The 15,985-nt window shown below is 47.0% G+C and carries 14 protein-coding genes; 9 read left to right on the top strand and 5 right to left on the bottom strand.

Annotated features, from left to right (window positions below; all coding sequences use genetic code 11):
• Positions 1-258 (bottom strand): helix-turn-helix domain-containing protein (locus tag T525_RS0107280; RefSeq protein ID WP_027406671.1); only part of this gene is annotated, 258 nt, incomplete at its 3' end.
• Positions 259-353: 95 nt separating this feature from the next.
• Entirely contained in the window at positions 354-761 is a 408-nt protein-coding gene (locus tag T525_RS0107285; protein ID WP_027406672.1) for an Rrf2 family transcriptional regulator, read from the bottom strand.
• A gap of 408 nt (positions 762-1,169) precedes the next feature.
• On the opposite strand from T525_RS0107285, the gene T525_RS0107290 reads away from it, so the two are divergent.
• From T525_RS0107290 to T525_RS0107305, 3 genes are all read left to right on the top strand, one after another.
• Positions 1,170-2,450, top strand: coding sequence for an O-acetylhomoserine aminocarboxypropyltransferase/cysteine synthase family protein (locus T525_RS0107290; RefSeq protein WP_027406673.1), 1,281 nt, complete (start codon positions 1,170-1,172; stop codon positions 2,448-2,450).
• 212 nt (positions 2,451-2,662) lie between these two features.
• On the top strand, positions 2,663-3,079 hold the full coding sequence (locus T525_RS0107300) for a PaaI family thioesterase (protein ID WP_037325438.1): 417 nt from the start codon (positions 2,663-2,665) through the stop codon (positions 3,077-3,079).
• Between the two features lie 83 nt (positions 3,080-3,162).
• Positions 3,163-4,017, top strand: coding sequence for an FKBP-type peptidyl-prolyl cis-trans isomerase (locus T525_RS0107305; RefSeq protein WP_027406675.1), 855 nt, complete (start codon positions 3,163-3,165; stop codon positions 4,015-4,017).
• 137 nt (positions 4,018-4,154) lie between these two features.
• Here T525_RS0107305 and T525_RS0107310 read toward each other — a convergent pair whose 3' ends face one another.
• Positions 4,155-5,291 carry an acyltransferase family protein gene (locus T525_RS0107310; protein WP_027406676.1) on the bottom strand — a complete coding sequence of 379 codons (1,137 nt, stop codon included), beginning with the start codon at positions 5,289-5,291 and terminating at the stop codon, positions 4,155-4,157.
• Between the two features lie 165 nt (positions 5,292-5,456).
• Here T525_RS0107310 and T525_RS0107315 point away from each other — a divergent pair, with 165 nt between their 5' ends.
• From T525_RS0107315 to T525_RS0107335, 4 genes are all read left to right on the top strand, one after another.
• Entirely contained in the window at positions 5,457-5,657 is a 201-nt protein-coding gene (locus tag T525_RS0107315) for a hypothetical protein (protein WP_027406677.1), read from the top strand.
• Between the two features lie 325 nt (positions 5,658-5,982).
• Positions 5,983-6,777: a PleD family two-component system response regulator gene (locus tag T525_RS15620; protein WP_051533470.1), complete on the top strand. Its 795-nt coding sequence runs from the start codon at positions 5,983-5,985 to the stop codon at positions 6,775-6,777.
• 16 nt (positions 6,778-6,793) lie between these two features.
• The gene (locus T525_RS14605; RefSeq protein WP_051533471.1) at positions 6,794-8,506 is read left to right on the top strand and encodes an ATP-binding protein; all 1,713 of its coding nucleotides are present in this window, start codon (positions 6,794-6,796) and stop codon (positions 8,504-8,506) included.
• Between the two features lie 70 nt (positions 8,507-8,576).
• On the top strand, positions 8,577-10,613 hold the full coding sequence (locus T525_RS0107335) for an Hpt domain-containing protein (RefSeq protein WP_027406679.1): 2,037 nt from the start codon (positions 8,577-8,579) through the stop codon (positions 10,611-10,613).
• Positions 10,614-10,689: 76 nt separating this feature from the next.
• On the opposite strand, the gene T525_RS0107340 is transcribed toward T525_RS0107335, so the two are convergent.
• Together T525_RS0107340 and T525_RS0107345 are read right to left on the bottom strand one after the other, a co-directional pair.
• Positions 10,690-12,084: a sodium-dependent transporter gene (locus T525_RS0107340; RefSeq protein ID WP_037325439.1), complete on the bottom strand. Its 1,395-nt coding sequence runs from the start codon at positions 12,082-12,084 to the stop codon at positions 10,690-10,692.
• A gap of 267 nt (positions 12,085-12,351) precedes the next feature.
• Positions 12,352-13,212, bottom strand: a complete 861-nt coding sequence (locus T525_RS0107345; protein ID WP_027406681.1) for a DUF4931 domain-containing protein — start codon at positions 13,210-13,212, stop codon at positions 12,352-12,354.
• Between the two features lie 166 nt (positions 13,213-13,378).
• On the opposite strand from T525_RS0107345, the gene T525_RS0107350 reads away from it, so the two are divergent.
• Both T525_RS0107350 and T525_RS0107355 read left to right on the top strand, forming a co-directional pair.
• Positions 13,379-15,052: a polysaccharide biosynthesis protein gene (locus T525_RS0107350; protein ID WP_027406682.1), complete on the top strand. Its 1,674-nt coding sequence runs from the start codon at positions 13,379-13,381 to the stop codon at positions 15,050-15,052.
• 58 nt (positions 15,053-15,110) lie between these two features.
• On the top strand, positions 15,111-15,980 hold the full coding sequence (locus T525_RS0107355; protein WP_027406683.1) for a diacylglycerol kinase family protein: 870 nt from the start codon (positions 15,111-15,113) through the stop codon (positions 15,978-15,980).
• Positions 15,981-15,985: the final 5 nt, after the last annotated feature.

Raw genomic sequence — 15,985 nt, forward strand, 5'->3', positions numbered from 1 at the left:
GATGAACATATAGCCGCCTTCACCGTTTAAATAACTAAGAACAGCCTTCATCTTTAGCTCTGCTGAGTACACACGATTATGTTCGTGAGGCATAAAAAATTGGATCCCTTCGGCCTTATAATGTCTTATCCATCTACGTATCGTGGAAGTATGAACTTGAAGTTGCTGGGCAGCATCTTTTAATTCAATTTCTTCAGATAAGTATGCATGAATGACTCTAATTATTTCTTCAGTAGTCGCTTTCTTTTTATGTGGCATAGAAAAATCCCCCTATAATGACAGTTTTTGTTTTTCACTGTCTCTTATAGGGGGAGCATATCAAAAAGCGGTTTCTGCTTTTTGTTTTCGGGTGTTTATTCGTGTCCTCTGATGAGGTCAGCAATGGTTATATTTGTGAAGAAATCACTCACCATTTCATCGAAGAGCCTCCACATAGGCAGGGTAAGGCACTTGGCCTCCCGCGGACAGGTCTCGGCCCCCTCCTGGAGACATGCTACAGAGGTGAGACGGCCCTCGGTGACCTGAAGAATCTCCATTACGTTGTATTCCTCTGGCTTTCTCAGGAGACGGTAGCCACCGCCCTTGCCGCTGGTTCCCTTTACAAGTCCCGCACTGACCAGCATCTTTACCACGCGTTCCATGTATTTTTTGGAAACCTCCTGACGCTGGGCTACGTCATCAAGGGTTACGGGCTTGTCATTTGGCTGCTGGGCCAGGTCTATCATAAAGCGGACGGCATATCTTCCTTTAGTAGATATCATACGATAACCTCCTTTTTACCTATTTTACCCTATGGTGAATAGTCTTTTCAAATAATTCTAAAAAATATCAAAAATTTTTATTTTACCTATTGACATAGTAGGCATATAGGTTTAGTATATAGACATGGAAATTGAGCAAACAAGATTAAAGATTTGAGAAAGGAGATGAATGTTATGTATGGAGTAAACAACACCTGTAAGACAGCAGCATGGGTATGTCGAATGTGTAACTCCCGGGCATGTGATTATGGCCAGTTGCATTCGTCTTCTTTGAGTTGCGGCTGATTGTGTTGCCATTTGCCCGGGAGCTTGGATAAAGCCCCGGTTTTTTTATAGCTCAAATTTCGCTTCATAAAATTAGTTTAAGAAATTATATCAATATATGTTATAGGAAAAGGAGAAATTATTATGAGCAACTACAAATTTGAAACCCTTCAGCTTCACGTAGGTCAGGAGAACCCAGATCCGGCATCTGATGCAAGAGCAGTGCCAATTTACGCAACTACCTCTTATGTATTCCGCAATTCCCAGCACGCAGCTGACCGCTTTGGTCTGGCTGATGCAGGCAATATATATGGCCGTCTCACCAACTCAACCCAGGGGGTTTTTGAGGAAAGAATCGCCGCTTTGGAGGGTGGTGTGGCAGGACTGGCACTGGCTTCCGGTGCTGCAGCCATTACATATACCATTCAGGCTCTGGCAAAGGCCGGTGAGCACATTGTGGCCCAGAAAACCATTTATGGCGGCTCTGCCAACCTTCTGGCACACACCCTGCCTCTGTACGGCATAGAGACCACATTTGTGGATGCCCATAATTTAAAGGAAATCGAGGGTGCTATTCAGGAGAACACCAAGGCCATCTACATTGAGACTTTGGGCAATCCGAACTCTGATATTCCGGATATTGACGCTGTTGCCAAGCTGGCTCACAAGCATGGTCTGCCACTGGTAATTGATAACACCTTTGGTACTCCATATCTTATCCGTCCAATTGAGCATGGTGCAGATATTGTTGTTCATTCCGCCACCAAATTTATCGGCGGTCATGGTACTACTCTTGGTGGTGTTATCGTTGACAGCGGTAACTTTGACTGGGCCAAGAGCGGCAAGTATCCTTGGATTTCCGAGGCAAATCCAAGCTACCATGGTGTAAAGTTCACTGAGGCTGCCGGTAAGGCTGCATTTGCCATCTATATCCGTGCTATTCTCCTCCGTGATCAGGGTGCAACAATTTCCCCATTTGCTGCATTCCTGCTTCTCCAGGGCACTGAGACCCTGTCTCTCCGTCTGGAGCGCCATGCGGAAAACACCAAGAAGGTTATTGATTATCTCGTAAAGAATCCTAAGGTAACCAAGGTTAACCACCCAAGCCTTTCCGATCACCCAGACCATGCCCTTTATCAGAAGTATTTCCCTAATGGGGGCGGCTCCATCTTCACCTTTGAGATTAAGGGGGGCCAGGAGGAGGCCTTCAGGTTCATTGATAATCTGAAGATTTTCTCTCTCCTTGCCAATGTGGCTGACGTGAAGTCTCTGGTAATTCACCCTGCCACCACCACCCATTCCCAGCTTACTGATGAGGAACTGGCTGATGTGGGTATCAGCCGCAGCACCATCCGCCTCTCCATTGGTACTGAGCATATTGATGACATTATTGCTGACCTTGATCAGGCCTTCAAGGCAGTGTAAGTCATATTTAATACGTTCTCCAAGGTTTACCCATCTGTAAATCTATCTCCTTAAGATAATACTCCCCAATAATACACACGCACAAAGGATAACCGCCGGGTCTCATTTGCCCGGCGGTTTCTTTGTATGTCCGCGTATGATAAGATAAATGACAAGATAAATGCTAAGATAAATGATAAGATAATGATTTGGAATTTTATGGAGGTAATGTGATGCCAACGGCTGAAGAATTGAGAAAAATGGAGGACACAGGAAACTGCTTTGCCTGTGGTCAGAATAATCCTATTGGAATGAAGCTGGATTTTAAGATTATTTCAAACCAGTATATTGCCAAGACTGTGGTGGACAAGAACTATCAGAGCTTTGGCGGGGTGGTTCACGGGGGGATTATTTCCACCATGCTGGACGAGGCCATGGGAGGCTATCTCTTTAAAATCGGCGAGCCTGCCTTTACGGGGAAGCTGGAAATCCGCTATAGAAAGCCTACTCCTGTGGGAATGCCTATTACTATACGTGGCTGGGTGGAAAACCGCAAGCGCAACGTGGTGGAAATGAAGTCGGAGATTATTCTGGAGGATGGCACCATCAGCGCCGAGGGATATGCCAAAATGGTGGTTGTGAAAGCTTGACTTATTGACTTTTATAAGCACCTATATTATCATATGAAAAGATGTGATTTCTTGAATAGTATAAAAAAGAGGTGCTTTAATAGATGAGAATCGCGGTAACCTATGATAATGGCAATGTTTTCCAGCATTTTGGGCATACTGAGAGCTTCAAGGTTTTTGAGGTTCAGGACAACAAGGTAGTATCTTCAGAGATTGTGGGCTCCAACGGCAGCGGTCACGGTGCTTTGGCAGGCCTTCTGGCAGATAAGTCCATTGATGTGCTTATCTGTGGCGGAATTGGCGGCGGTGCCCAGCAGGCATTGGCCAATGCAGGTATTGAGCTGTGTTCCGGTGCTTCCGGGGATGTGGACGCAGCTGTGGAGGCATATCTGGCCGGAGAGCTGGTAAATTCCGGTGTGAACTGTGACCACCATCATGGCGAGGACCATGACTGCGGTCACCATGAGGAAGGTGGCTGTGGCGGTCACGAGGGTTGCGGCGGCTGTGGTTCCCATACCGTTCCGGGCATTGAGGGCCCTAATGTAGGCAAGAAGGTTCGTGTTCACTACAAGGGAACCCTTAACGACGGTACCCAGTTTGATTCCTCCTATGACCGTGGTGAGCCACTGGAATTTGTATGCGGCGCCGGTATGATGATCCGGGGCTTTGATGTGGCTGTGGCTGATATGAAGGTGGGCGAAATTAAGGATGCCCACATGGATCCAAAGGATGCCTATGGTGAGGCAGATCCTAATGCCATTATGACTGTGGAAATTGACCAGGTTCCAGGAGCAGAGAATCTGGAAAAGGGCCAGCGGGTTTACCTTACAAACCCAATGGGACAGCCTTTCCCTGTAACTGTTACGGAAAAGACTGATACTAAAATTACCTTCGATGCCAACCACGAGCTGGCAGGGAAGGAGCTGAATTTCCGTATCGAACTGGTGGAAATACTGTAAATATTATAATAGCCTCATCTCTTTCCAGGGATGAGGCTATTTTTGTAGTACAACAGAACAAAAGCTCTGCCAACTCGCCGGAAAATATTTGGCCAACTCGCCATAAAATTTTCGTCCAACTCGCCAAAAAATATCCGCTATACCTTCACAATAATATTTTTCCAATACATAATCTCAGCCAGTACCACAAAGGCCAGGTCCCACATCAGTGTGTAGGCGAAGGTGGAAGAGAAAGGGGATTCGGCGGAAAAGAAATGGGTGTGGTAGAGCCATAAGTATAGGGGCTCCCCATTTTGAGGAATAGCAAAGAGCAGGGCCAGACCCCACTCAGACAGCAGGTAAATGAAAATCGGGTTTCGGCCCAGGGCTTTTAAAGGGTGTAGGAAGAATCGGAAAAAGGCACTATGGCTCAGCCCTTCCATAAGTGACAGCATAATCATGGCAAGGCCGGCGGTGGACAGCACGTATGGAGCGGTCCAAAGGGGCTTGCAAATAATTTCCCACTGGGACCAGCCCCAGGCGGCAAGAATCAGAACTATGCCAAGGGAAAAAAGGCTTTTTATGTTGTTGCTCTTTTTGGCCATGGTGAACTCCTGAGGGGATTTCAGCATCAGTCCCCCGCAGCAGCCCAGCAGCATGGTGGCAGTGGCGTTGATGGTGCCATAAAGCCCCTCCGGGTCATAGAGGGCCCCCATGTAATTGTGGGCAGTTCCCTGTACATGCTGGTCAATATAAAGGCTGATGTTATTTGCCTCGCTGAAGGGCTCTCCAGGGTTATATAGATAATAACCAAGGGATGATATGCTCATTAAAAGCAAAGAAACTGTAAACAGGGGCCATGGACGGGATACGCCCTGAAAAATAATTGTTCCAAAGAAATATACCAGGGCAATGCGCTGCAGCACCCCAAAGGGGTGGAAGTAGGTCAGAAAATCATTGTCCGCCTGGGCAAAGGTATAATCAGAGGAAAAAAGAGCAGTGAACACCAACGGCAGATGATTCACCAGCAGCCCCAATACAAACAGAATAAAGGTGCGCTTTACCACCTTTCCCAGCCAGTCGGTGTATTTTAATGAATTGGCGAAAACCGTGGATACCCCCATGATGAAGATAAAGGAAGGAAAGGCAAGGTCTATAAGATTAATACCCACCCAACTGCTATGAAGGAGGGTAGGGTATGTAAAGCTCCAATCAGGGGACAGGTTCCCCAGTATCATTATAAAAATCGTCAGTCCCCGAAAAATATCTATGGAAATAATCCGTTCGTTCTTCATAAGCTTTGACTCCTTGTATTCTATGTAACAAATTAATATTAACAAGTGAAGGACCTTAGCGCAAGAATAAGAATAATCCCAAAGACATTAATTTTTGCATTTTATGCAGGATTTTTGGTAAAATAGTAGAAAATATATCAAGCAGTACATCTGGAGGTGATTAGGATGCGCATAGAAAAGAGTTTTACCAGCAATCATAGGCTTCGTGAGTGGCTGGAGTCAAAATCCTGGGAATTTGGGTCCACTGAAATGTTTTATGTGTGGCTGGAGCAGTTTTTTGAGGATGGAAACCGCGTGTCCGTTAAGGGAGCAGCCTGTGATTATCATGATTGTATAGATGTTTTTGAAGCGGGTAATGATGCGTAATTTGAGACTGTCGGCCGAAGGGTCGGCAGTTTTTTGTTGCCAAAAGCACCTTCTTTTACCATTTTTCCACCAAGGAGGACGTAATGGAGGTAATCATAGAGCTGTCCTTTGATGAATTTTCATGGGGCGGCTCTTTTGAATTATGATGGATCATTCTGTGTATATATTGAAGGTTTTATTGAAGTTTTATTGCACAGAAATTTTCCCAAAAGGCAGGAATGCCCCATCTGGCGTGGAATATTATACACAAAATATTATGTGAATAATCGGCTTCGGCTGTGGGATTTGGGCTCATAGGCCAGTAATTCCGTCAGGAGGGGATAGCATGGAGAACAAAAAGCAACAGAAACCGGCAGTTAAAAAGGATATAGTATTAATAGATTTTGGCCAGACCATTACAGTACAGGCCATTATTCAGGGGCTGGATAATATGGGCTACACTGTTCATACGGCGGTGGCCGGTTCCTGGAATATGTATCAGTACTTAAATGATGATTCTGTGATTGTGCTCCATTTGGGGGGCAGCGTCCTCACCAACGAAAAGAAGCAGGAGGAGCTGGTCAACTTTGTAAAAAATCTGCGGGCCAAGCGCCGCAAGATTATTACTGTTGGTGAAATAACCTTCCATCATGATGTGGTGGAATTTTTGCCGGAGCTGGGGGCCTATCCTTGGTTTGACAAGCCCGTTAATATGGATAAATTTGAACGGGTGGTAGATGCCTTTGAGGAGCAGAGGAAGCTGAAGGAAAAAATTCTGGTGGTGGACGACGACCCGGCCTTTTGCAAGATGATGCGGGGGCATTTGTCCTCCCTGTTCCAGGTGAATGCCGTTACCTCAGGAGCCCAGGCCCTTACCTTCCTTAGTCAGAACAATGTGGATCTGGTGCTGCTGGACTACAATATGCCGGAAATGTCCGGGCCTGAGGTGCTGCAAAGGCTCCGCTCCAATGGGGCAACAAAGGGAATCCCCGTGGCCTTTCTCACGGGCATCGATAACAGGGAATCCATAGCCCAGGTGCTGGCCTTAAAGCCTCAGGGCTATATTCTCAAGTCTGCCACCAAGGAAGAACTGATAGGGAAAATTGACGATATTTTAAGGGCTCATTATGCACAGGCGTAATGGGGGGTGAGATATTATGCCAGTTCTGAACATTGCAGTGTTAGTGCTGGCCCTTGTGGCCATAATAGGGGTATCCTATGTGGTTATAAAACATGGCAAGCGCAAGGATCAGGTGTCGAGACAGCTATACCATCAGCTAAGTGCCACTACCAAGCTGTACGTTTTTGTGCAGGAATTTGACATTATCAACGATACCTATATCGATATTGAAATGGATGAGGAAAATGCTGTGGGCACCAAGGTCACTGAGCACAGCGGCGCCCAGGCAGCTCTTATTTTCCGCATGAAGGAGCATCTGGACCCCTCATGGGAAAATCAGGTGATGGATTTTTTGGATTTTTCCACCCTGCCCGACCGTCTGGGGGACCGCAACGCCATTACCATGGAATTTCAAAACAGTGAAGGAATCTGGTGCCGCTGCCGCTTTATCGTTTCCCAGCATACACCATTGGGACAGATATCCAGGGTTCTGTGGCTGGTGGAGGAAATTGAGGAGGAAAGAAAGGAAAGAGAGGCCCTGCGGGACATTTCCGATCGGGCCATGGCTGCCAGTGAGGCCAAGTCCGCCTTTTTGTCCAATATGTCCCATGAAATAAGGACACCGATAAATGCCATGTTGGGCATGAATGAAATGATTTTGCGGGAGTGCAGCAAGGACAGTCCCATTCTTTCCTATGCGGAAAATATTGATGCGGCGGGACATACCCTGCTGGCCCTGGTAAATGATATTCTGGATTTTTCCAAGATTGAGGCGGGGAAAATGGAAATTATTTCCGCCGAATACGATTTGTCCGCAGTGATAAATGATTTGGTGCATATGATTTCATACCGGGCAGAGGGGAAGGGGCTGGAATTTTCCCTGGAAATAGACCCGGAGACACCGAAGCACCTTAGGGGCGACGATATCCGTCTTAAGCAGATTATTACAAATTTGCTCACCAATGCAGTGAAATATACCGCCGAGGGCAGCGTTGTTTTTAGTATCGATTTTGAGAAAAAGGACGAAAACCATGTACTGCTTAATGTGGCTGTAAAGGATACGGGAAGCGGCATCAAGAAAGAGGATATGGACAAGCTCTTTTCCAAATTTGACAGAATTGGCGAGGTGAAGAACCGCCATATTGAGGGAACGGGCCTTGGGCTTTCCATTACCACCCGCCTTCTGTCCATGATGGGTTCAAAGCTGGAGGTGGGCAGTATTTATGGGGTTGGCTCCCGTTTCTATTTCACTCTGGAGCAGGAAGTGATGGATTGGGCGCCTCTTGGGAACATGGATGAGGTGCTGGTGGCCCCTACCTCAGCTGGGCACCAGTATCATCAGCAGTTTACAGCCCCGGAGGCAGAATTGCTGGTGGTGGATGATACACCTATGAATTTGGTAGTATTTAAGAATCTTCTTAAGAAAACCATGGTGAAGATTGATACTGCTGAGAGCGGTAATGAAGCTTTGGCCTTGACGGAGAAGAAAAAATACGATCTGATTTTCCTTGACCACATGATGCCGGGGAAAAACGGCATTGAGACCCTCCATGAAATAAAGGAGCAGAAATCTGCCATTAACGTGGAAACCCCTGTGATCTGCTTTACCGCCAATGCCGTGTCCGGGGCCTGGGAATTATATAAAAACGAGGGCTTTGACGACTATCTCACCAAGCCTATAGACTTTATAAAGCTGGAGCAAATGGCAATGAAATACCTGCCGCCAGAGAAAGTTACACCTATTAAGTAGGTGATTATGCAGCCCCGCTATGGGAACTATCCGCCTAAAAAAATAAGGGCGAAGGGATAGGGGGATGACTATGCATTTCATGGACAAGATGACCAAGGGCGCCCTTAAGGGCCCCGAGAAAACTGATAAAACATCATTTACCGGGGTTATGCTTTGTATTGTGTTGATTGCCCTGGTTTCTGTGTGGTGCCTGAATGCCAGCCTTACTGACAATATCAAGGTGATTGTCCTTAATCTTGCCCTGTGTTTTTTGGTTATAATGGGCATATTTTTTATGATGCTAAAATTGCTGGACAAATATGCTGCCAATGAAATGAAATCCCGTGATCTCAATGAGCGCATGGCCGCAGCGGCCCAGATATATTATGAATTTAAAGAGGTTGATATTATCAACAATACCATCAGGCCTGTCATTGCCCGGGAGGATGAGGCCCTTAAGACGGATGGGGAGAATGCTCAGCAGATTTTTTTGGATTATGTAAATGAAGAGGTGGAGGAACACTTTAAGCTCCAGATGAAGGAGTTCGTGGATTTTTCCATACTGGGGCTGCTTCTGGAATACAGGGTGTCAGCCACCACCACCTTTATGACAAAACAGGGGAAATGGCTCCGTGCCCGGGTGGTGCGCTGTCAGCATACCCCAGCGGGGAAGGTGGCCACCTTCCTGTGGATATTGGAGGATATTTCCGAGGAAAGACAGCAAAGGGATGCCCTCATTGACGTTTCCAACAGGGTGGCCGCGGCCAATAATGCCAAAACTGCCTTTTTGTCCACCATTTCCAATGAGCTTCGGGCGCCTATTGACGCGGTGCTGGGTATAAATTCCATGATTCTGGAGGAAAGCCGGGAGCCACAGACTATACGCTACTCGGAAAGCATTCGGGATGCCAGCGTGGATTTGCTGGGAATGATAAACGATATTCTGGATTTTTCCATTATTGAAGCGGGAAAAATGGAAATTGCGCCACGGGAATACGATTTCCGGGAGCTGCTCAATGAGCTGGTGACGGTAATAAAGCCCCAGACAGAGGCCAAGAAGCTGTCATTTGTTCTGGATATTGACGCCAATATGCCGAAAATCCTCTACGGGGATGATGTCCACATTAAGCAGATTTTCATGAACCTCCTGACCAATGCGGTGAAATACACCACAAAGGGGCGGGTGATACTGTCCGTGCACGCCGAGAAAATGGGTGAGGAGCACATCGGTCTCCACGTGTCAGTGAAGGACACGGGCCAGGGCATAAAAGAGGAGGACAAGTCCAGGCTCTTTGTGGAATTTGAGCGTATTGAGGAGGGCAGAGGTCCGACAGTGGGAGGCACCGGCCTGGGGGTAACCATTACACAGCGTTTGCTGGGGCTCATGGATTCAACCCTGGAGGTGGAAAGCGTCTACAAGCTGGGCTCCAATTTCTATTTTGCTCTTGAGCAGCAGGTGGTGGACTGGACTCCTATAGGAAATATAGGTGATGTAGTTATACCTACCATAGAAGAGGGTGAAGAACATCTCCCGGATTTCATCTATAATCTGGCAGAGGTAAATGTGGAAGCGGGCATAAAAAATAACGGTGATGAGGAATCATATCTGGAGGCCCTTAAGGTATATGCCTCCAGCGTAAACAAATACATTGAAGAAATAACCGAATATCTGAAGGCTGATGATCTGGAAAATGCCACCATAAAAATTCATGCCCTTAAGAGCACCTCCCGCATTATTGGTGCAGAAAGCATCGGCGAACTGGCCCTGGCACTGGAAAATGCCGGGAAGGCAGGGGATAAGGAAAAGGTGGAAAATGAAGTGGGAGGCCTTTTGGAGCGGTGCAGACGCTTGGGGCAGCAGCTTCGGCCGCTGTTGGCAGCTTCCACCTCCGGGGAAGAAGCCGTAAGCACTGACAAGCCCTCCATAAAAGAAGAAAAGCTGGCAGAGACATATGAAAAATTGCGTGAATGTGCTGCCGCCTTTGACAGCTTTGGCATTGAAGAGGTATTGGAGGGGCTTCATAACTATCAATTGTCGGAGGATCAGCAGGAAAAAATAACGGCCCTGGCCCAGGCCATAGACAACTTCGATTTTGAGAAGGTTTCGGAAATATTGAAGGAAGAATGAATGCGCTGTAAACGCAAAAATGCCGCCAGCCCAATAGGGGATACCCCCAAGGACTGACGGCGTTTTAATTTGTTAATCAGAAGCTTACCATGCCGGAAGACTTCAGGAACAGGATAAAGAGAAGTACAGGGGCAATGTATTTGATCATTGCAATGTAAATGTACTTACGGGTGAAGGTTTCACCGTTCTTTTCCATTTCATCAATAACAACCTTTGGACCCACAACCCAACCAATCATGATACAGGTACCGATGGAAATAACTGGCATGAAGATGCTGTTGGAAATGTAGTCCATAACGTCCAGAACCTGGCCGGTGCTGCCAGTTGGCAGTGGCAGTTCGAAGTAGAATACGTTGTAGCCCAGACATACGATGGTACCAAATATCAGGGCGATGGCAAACTCAGCCAGAGCTGCCTTCACGCGGGTGATATGGAAGTAATCCATAAAGCTGGCAACAACTGCCTCCATGATGGATACAGCGGAAGTAAGGGCTGCGAAAAGAACCATCAGGAAGAACATAATGCCCACGATGATGCCGGCGGTACCCATGCTTTCAAATACCTTTGGCAGGGAAATGAACATGAGGCCCGGGCCGGAGGCGGAAAGACCCTCGCTGCCCATGAAGGTGAATACAGCTGGGATAATAAGGAGACCAGCAAGGAAGGATACCAGAGTATCGAAGAATTCGATGCGGTTTACGGAGGAAACGGCATCGGCCTTATCACTTACGTAGGAGCCGTAGGCAACCATAATACCCATGGCAACAGACAGGGAGAAGAACAGCTGGCCCATGGCATCTACAAGAACGCTCATAAAGTGGCTGAATGTAAGACCCTCAAAGTTCGGAATGAGATAAATGGCCAGACCATCCATACCGCTTCTGGTAACGCCGTTGGCGTCAGTGTGGGTAATGGTCAGAGAATAAATTGCGATGGCAATAATAAGTATAATCAGGGCTGGCATGATAATCTTTGAGGATGCCTCAATACCCTTGTTTACGCCTAAAAGAATAATTGCTGTACAAGCCATCAAAAACAGGAACATGTAAACCAAAGGCTCATGTTGGGCGGTAATAAAGCCCACGAAGTAACCATCCTGAGCTGCCTCCACGTAGCTTCCGGTGGTAAATGCAAGGAAATACTTGATTACCCAGCCGCCGATGGCACTGTAGTACGGCATAATAATTGCAGGAATTAAGCAGGCCAGAAGACCAAGCCAGCGCCATTGCTTGCAGATACGGGAGTACGCTGTGAGAGGACCCTGCTTTGTCTTGCGGCCAATGGCAATTTCAGTGGTCAGCAGTGCAAAACCGAAGGTCAGCAGCAAAATAAGATAAATAAGCAAAAAAAGTCCGCCGCCGTCCTTGGCAGCAAGGTAAGGGAATCTCCAGATATTTCCAAGGCCTACAGCAGATCCGGCAGCAGCCAGGACAAATCCAAAGGATCCGCCAAAGGATTTTCTTGATTCCATAATCAAAACCTCTTTTCTATTTAGTATACGAGCGTAATTATAACACATAAAAAATAAAAAGGAAAGACAATTTAATATAAAAATGTGTAAACTTGTAACATGAACCAAAACAGCAAACAATTTATAAAAACCTTGTAATTATCGGGTTTTTGCTAATATAAAAAGGGCAAAAACAAAAAAGATGGAACAAAAATGTATATGTTCCATCTTGTGATATACTGTTGTTTGTGGACATTAGGATAATATGGGTAGACATTTGGCCTTAAATTATTTTATATATCCCTGGTCCTTCAGATGTGCCTTCAGATTGTCAGCGAAATCAGGAATGGAGGTAGGCCTCAGGTGTATATTGTAGCCCACGTACATTGGCGGGGTGGCAAATCTTGGCATGATTTTTACCCGCATCTTTTTTTCAACATTATAAAAGAAAAGATTATAGCTGAAATTCGGCCGTTTAAAATATCCCTTCATAAAGGTTACGGTTTCTTTTATAAGGTCGGCTAACATATTAAGGCTGTCCTCATTTGGCATAAGGGCCATTACTTCGGAGGATTCCCCGGAAGCCCCGGAGTCCTTGGAGCCATTGGAGGAATATGCTTCCTCATGGAGCACCAGATTGTACTCGGAAAAACCTATACGGGGGTTGGTGGAGGTGTTCAGCTCCACCCCCTTGTCCTCAAATATTTTAAGTCCCTCAAATTCCACCGGGTCAAACATCAGGTCCGGGTCCAGCTCCGGATAGCCCACCAGCTGCATGTGTGGGTGCTGGATGGTGCCGCCCGACATGGGACCGAAATTTTTAAAGAAAATAACGGAGCGGTATTTGCCGCAGTTCAGCATTTTGATCCAGTGCTTTACTCCCATGTGGATTACCCGGCGTATCTGCTCTTTGGAGTAATCGGGGATATCTGATTTGCACTGGTCCGTTTCAATAAGCACCAGCTGATCCGATGGCTCCATCACATTATATTTGTTCTTCAATAATATAATATTGTCATCTGTTTCGATAATACCCACCAGATGCTCCACATCACAAAAAGGGCAGTTGCTGGTGTTGGCCATGCCCTGGATGGTACGGGGCTTTTTCCCCCCTATGGTGGTATTAAAATCGATGATATTGATATCCATGTTATAGACTCCTCGCGTGCTTGCAGTCTATGACTGTAAGTGATATAATTTTTTAGCATGGCTTATTATGCCATCACTTAAGAATTAAACAGCTACATCTATTATTAAAACACAATTTTAGGGTGGCGTACAACTATTTATTATAACCTGTGAGGGTGTGAGCAAGATTAGTACTGAGGAAGTTTCTGAAAACAATAAGGATAACAATAAAGATAACAATAAGGACAGCAAGGGCGAATCTTTGCTTAAGGGTACCCTGATTCTGACTGTTGCCGGCATCGTGGTAAAGGTCATTGGCTCCCTTAACTGGATTTTCGTTTCCCGAATTTTGGGCGGTGAAGGTATCGGTCTTTATCAGATGGCCTTCCCAATTTATTTTTTCGCCCTGAGTGTATCCACAGCCGGTGTGCCGGTGGCCATTTCCATTATTACTGCTGAGCGGGTGGCTCTGAAGGATATTCTGGGGGCCAAGCGGGTATTTAAGGTTTCCATGTCACTGATGTTTGTGACTGGTATTGTATTTTCACTGCTGACTTATTTCGGCGCCCAGTGGCTCATAGATTTCCATTTTATCCGTGATGCCCGTGCCTATATGTCAGTAGTTGCCCTGGCTCCGGCGATTTTCTTCGTAACCTTGCTGGCCAGCTCCCGTGGCTATTTGCAGGGTTGGCAGCGTATGACCCCAACGGCTGTTTCCCAGATTGTGGAGCAGATTTTCCGTGTAGTAACCATGATAATGTTTGCCAGCCTGTTTTTGCCTTATGGTCTTGATTATGCAGCGGCTGGTGCCAGCCTTGGTGCCTTTGCCGGTGCTGTGACGGGACTTATCGTGCTGGTATATTTCCACTGGAAGCTGGAAAAGGATATTGTCAGTGAATTTGGCCATGAGCTGAAGCCACTTCCCGATGCGGAAAAAACCTCCAATTGGGGCATTATCAAGCGTATTTTCGCACTGTCCCTGCCAGTGTCTGCTGCCAGCATTATGCTGCCAGTGGTGTCCAATCTGGACCTGGCCATTGTGCCACAGCGTCTGGAGGTGGCGGGCTACAGCGTAAATGAGGCCACGGAGCTCTTCGGTTATCTCACTGGTATGGCGGTGCCTCTGGTAAATTTGGCCACAATTCTTACTGCATCTTTGGCTGTAAGCCTTGTGCCGGCCATTTCTAAGGCCCGTGCCCTGCAGGATGCCAAGGCGGTATTCAGCCAGACTGCATCTGGTATACGTATTTCCAACGCCGTTTGTTTCCCAGCCTTCGTGGTGGTTTTTGTTTTGGCTACCCCTATTGCTTCATTAATATATAATGCGCCAAATGCGGGGCCTGCCATTATGGTTTCCGCCGTCAGCATCGTGCTTCTGGGACTCCATCAGGTGTCCACCGCCGTGCTTCAGGGCTTGGGTCACCCGTCCATTCCTATGGTGAATATGATTGTGGCGGCTGTGGCCAAGGTTATTCTCAACTGGACACTGGTTGCCAAGCCTTGGCTGGGAATTATGGGTGCGGCCTGGGCAACTGCTGCTGACATGGGTGTGGCGGCTGTAATAAATCTGTTCTTTATCTACAAATATATAGGCTATCGCATGGAAATCCCACAGCTTTTAAAGACCATTGTGGCTGCTGCGTTTATGGCGGGTTCCGTGTGGTATTTCTACGATTATACCCTGGCGGCCTGGGGCAGCAATGTAATTTCCACCTTTGGGGCCTGCCTCCTGGGCTGTGTGGTTTATCTGGCAGTATTGCTCCTTATCGGCGGCATGATGGAGGAGGATATGGCCCGTATTCCTATGATTGGCCGCTTTGGCATCAAGGCCATGCACAAGCTGGGCGTATACAAGGGCTGATTTAAGGCCCATTGAGTTTAGTATTCTACATTTTGCATAGAAAGGCCGATTTTTTAGAATGAAAAAACTGGTTTTGGTATATAATCCGGTTTCCGGCAAGGCGGTTTTCAAAACGCGCCTTGATGAAATAATTTACAAGCTCCAGAGCCGTGGCTGCATGGTGATTCCCTACAGAACCACCCCTGAAAACGCGGATCTGGTGGATTTTATAAAGCTGGCTGCTCCCGACGGTATTATTGCCGCCGGTGGTGACGGCACTGTTCACGAGATTGTGAACCTCATTATGAGGGAAAAGCTGAATATCCCCATGGGCATTATCGGCACCGGTACCTCCAACGATTTTGCCACCTTCCTGAACCTTGATACAGATGAATATTTTGACCGCATTGCTTCGGGGAAAACCATGAAAATCGATCTGGGCAAGGTGGGGGATACATATTTTATCAACGTGGCCAGCGCGGGCATGGTTACTTCCATTGCCCATGAGGTGGATACCCGCCTGAAAAACGCCTTCGGAAAAATGGCCTACTATGTTCATGGGTTAAAGACACTGCCCCAGTTCCGGGCTTTTGACCTTACTGTGCGCACGGAAAAGGAAGAAATCAAGGAGAAGGCATTTCTCTTTTTGGTGGTTAATTCCAGCGTGGTGGCCAGCTTCAAAAAAGTGGCGGTTCAGGCCAGTGTTCAGGACGGTGTGCTGGACCTTATTATTATGAAGCAGTGCAATGTGGCGGATTTGATGATTGTCACCACGGAGCTTCTGGCGGGAAAGGACATTTCCCAGCGCAAGGAGGTTATCTACCGTCAGGCCTCCACATTTGAGGTGGAATGCTCTGAGGACCTTACCAGTGATATTGACGGCGAGGTGGGCCCTAAGCTGCCTCTGAAAATCGAAACTGTACCTAAGAGTTTGGATATTTTTTACTAGGAAAT

This window comes from Anaerovibrio sp. RM50 (assembly GCF_000622005.1).
Lineage (GTDB): Bacteria > Bacillota > Negativicutes > Selenomonadales > Selenomonadaceae > Anaerovibrio.

What these genes read in the sequence shown, in the direction of transcription:
- T525_RS15620 (WP_051533470.1), top strand. Translation starts at nt 5,983, where the DNA reads ATGGAGAACAAAAAGCAACAGAAACCGGCAGTTAAAAAGGATATAGTA.
- T525_RS0107285 (WP_027406672.1), bottom strand. Translation starts at nt 761, where the DNA reads ATGATATCTACTAAAGGAAGATATGCCGTCCGCTTTATGATAGACCTG.
- T525_RS0107290 (WP_027406673.1), top strand. Translation starts at nt 1,170, where the DNA reads ATGAGCAACTACAAATTTGAAACCCTTCAGCTTCACGTAGGTCAGGAG.
- T525_RS0107315 (WP_027406677.1), top strand. Translation starts at nt 5,457, where the DNA reads ATGCGCATAGAAAAGAGTTTTACCAGCAATCATAGGCTTCGTGAGTGG.
- T525_RS14605 (WP_051533471.1), top strand. Translation starts at nt 6,794, where the DNA reads ATGCCAGTTCTGAACATTGCAGTGTTAGTGCTGGCCCTTGTGGCCATA.
- T525_RS0107345 (WP_027406681.1), bottom strand. Translation starts at nt 13,212, where the DNA reads ATGGATATCAATATCATCGATTTTAATACCACCATAGGGGGGAAAAAG.
- T525_RS0107300 (WP_037325438.1), top strand. Translation starts at nt 2,663, where the DNA reads ATGCCAACGGCTGAAGAATTGAGAAAAATGGAGGACACAGGAAACTGC.
- T525_RS0107305 (WP_027406675.1), top strand. Translation starts at nt 3,163, where the DNA reads ATGAGAATCGCGGTAACCTATGATAATGGCAATGTTTTCCAGCATTTT.
- T525_RS0107335 (WP_027406679.1), top strand. Translation starts at nt 8,577, where the DNA reads ATGCATTTCATGGACAAGATGACCAAGGGCGCCCTTAAGGGCCCCGAG.
- T525_RS0107310 (WP_027406676.1), bottom strand. Translation starts at nt 5,291, where the DNA reads ATGAAGAACGAACGGATTATTTCCATAGATATTTTTCGGGGACTGACG.
- T525_RS0107355 (WP_027406683.1), top strand. Translation starts at nt 15,111, where the DNA reads ATGAAAAAACTGGTTTTGGTATATAATCCGGTTTCCGGCAAGGCGGTT.
- T525_RS0107340 (WP_037325439.1), bottom strand. Translation starts at nt 12,084, where the DNA reads ATGGAATCAAGAAAATCCTTTGGCGGATCCTTTGGATTTGTCCTGGCT.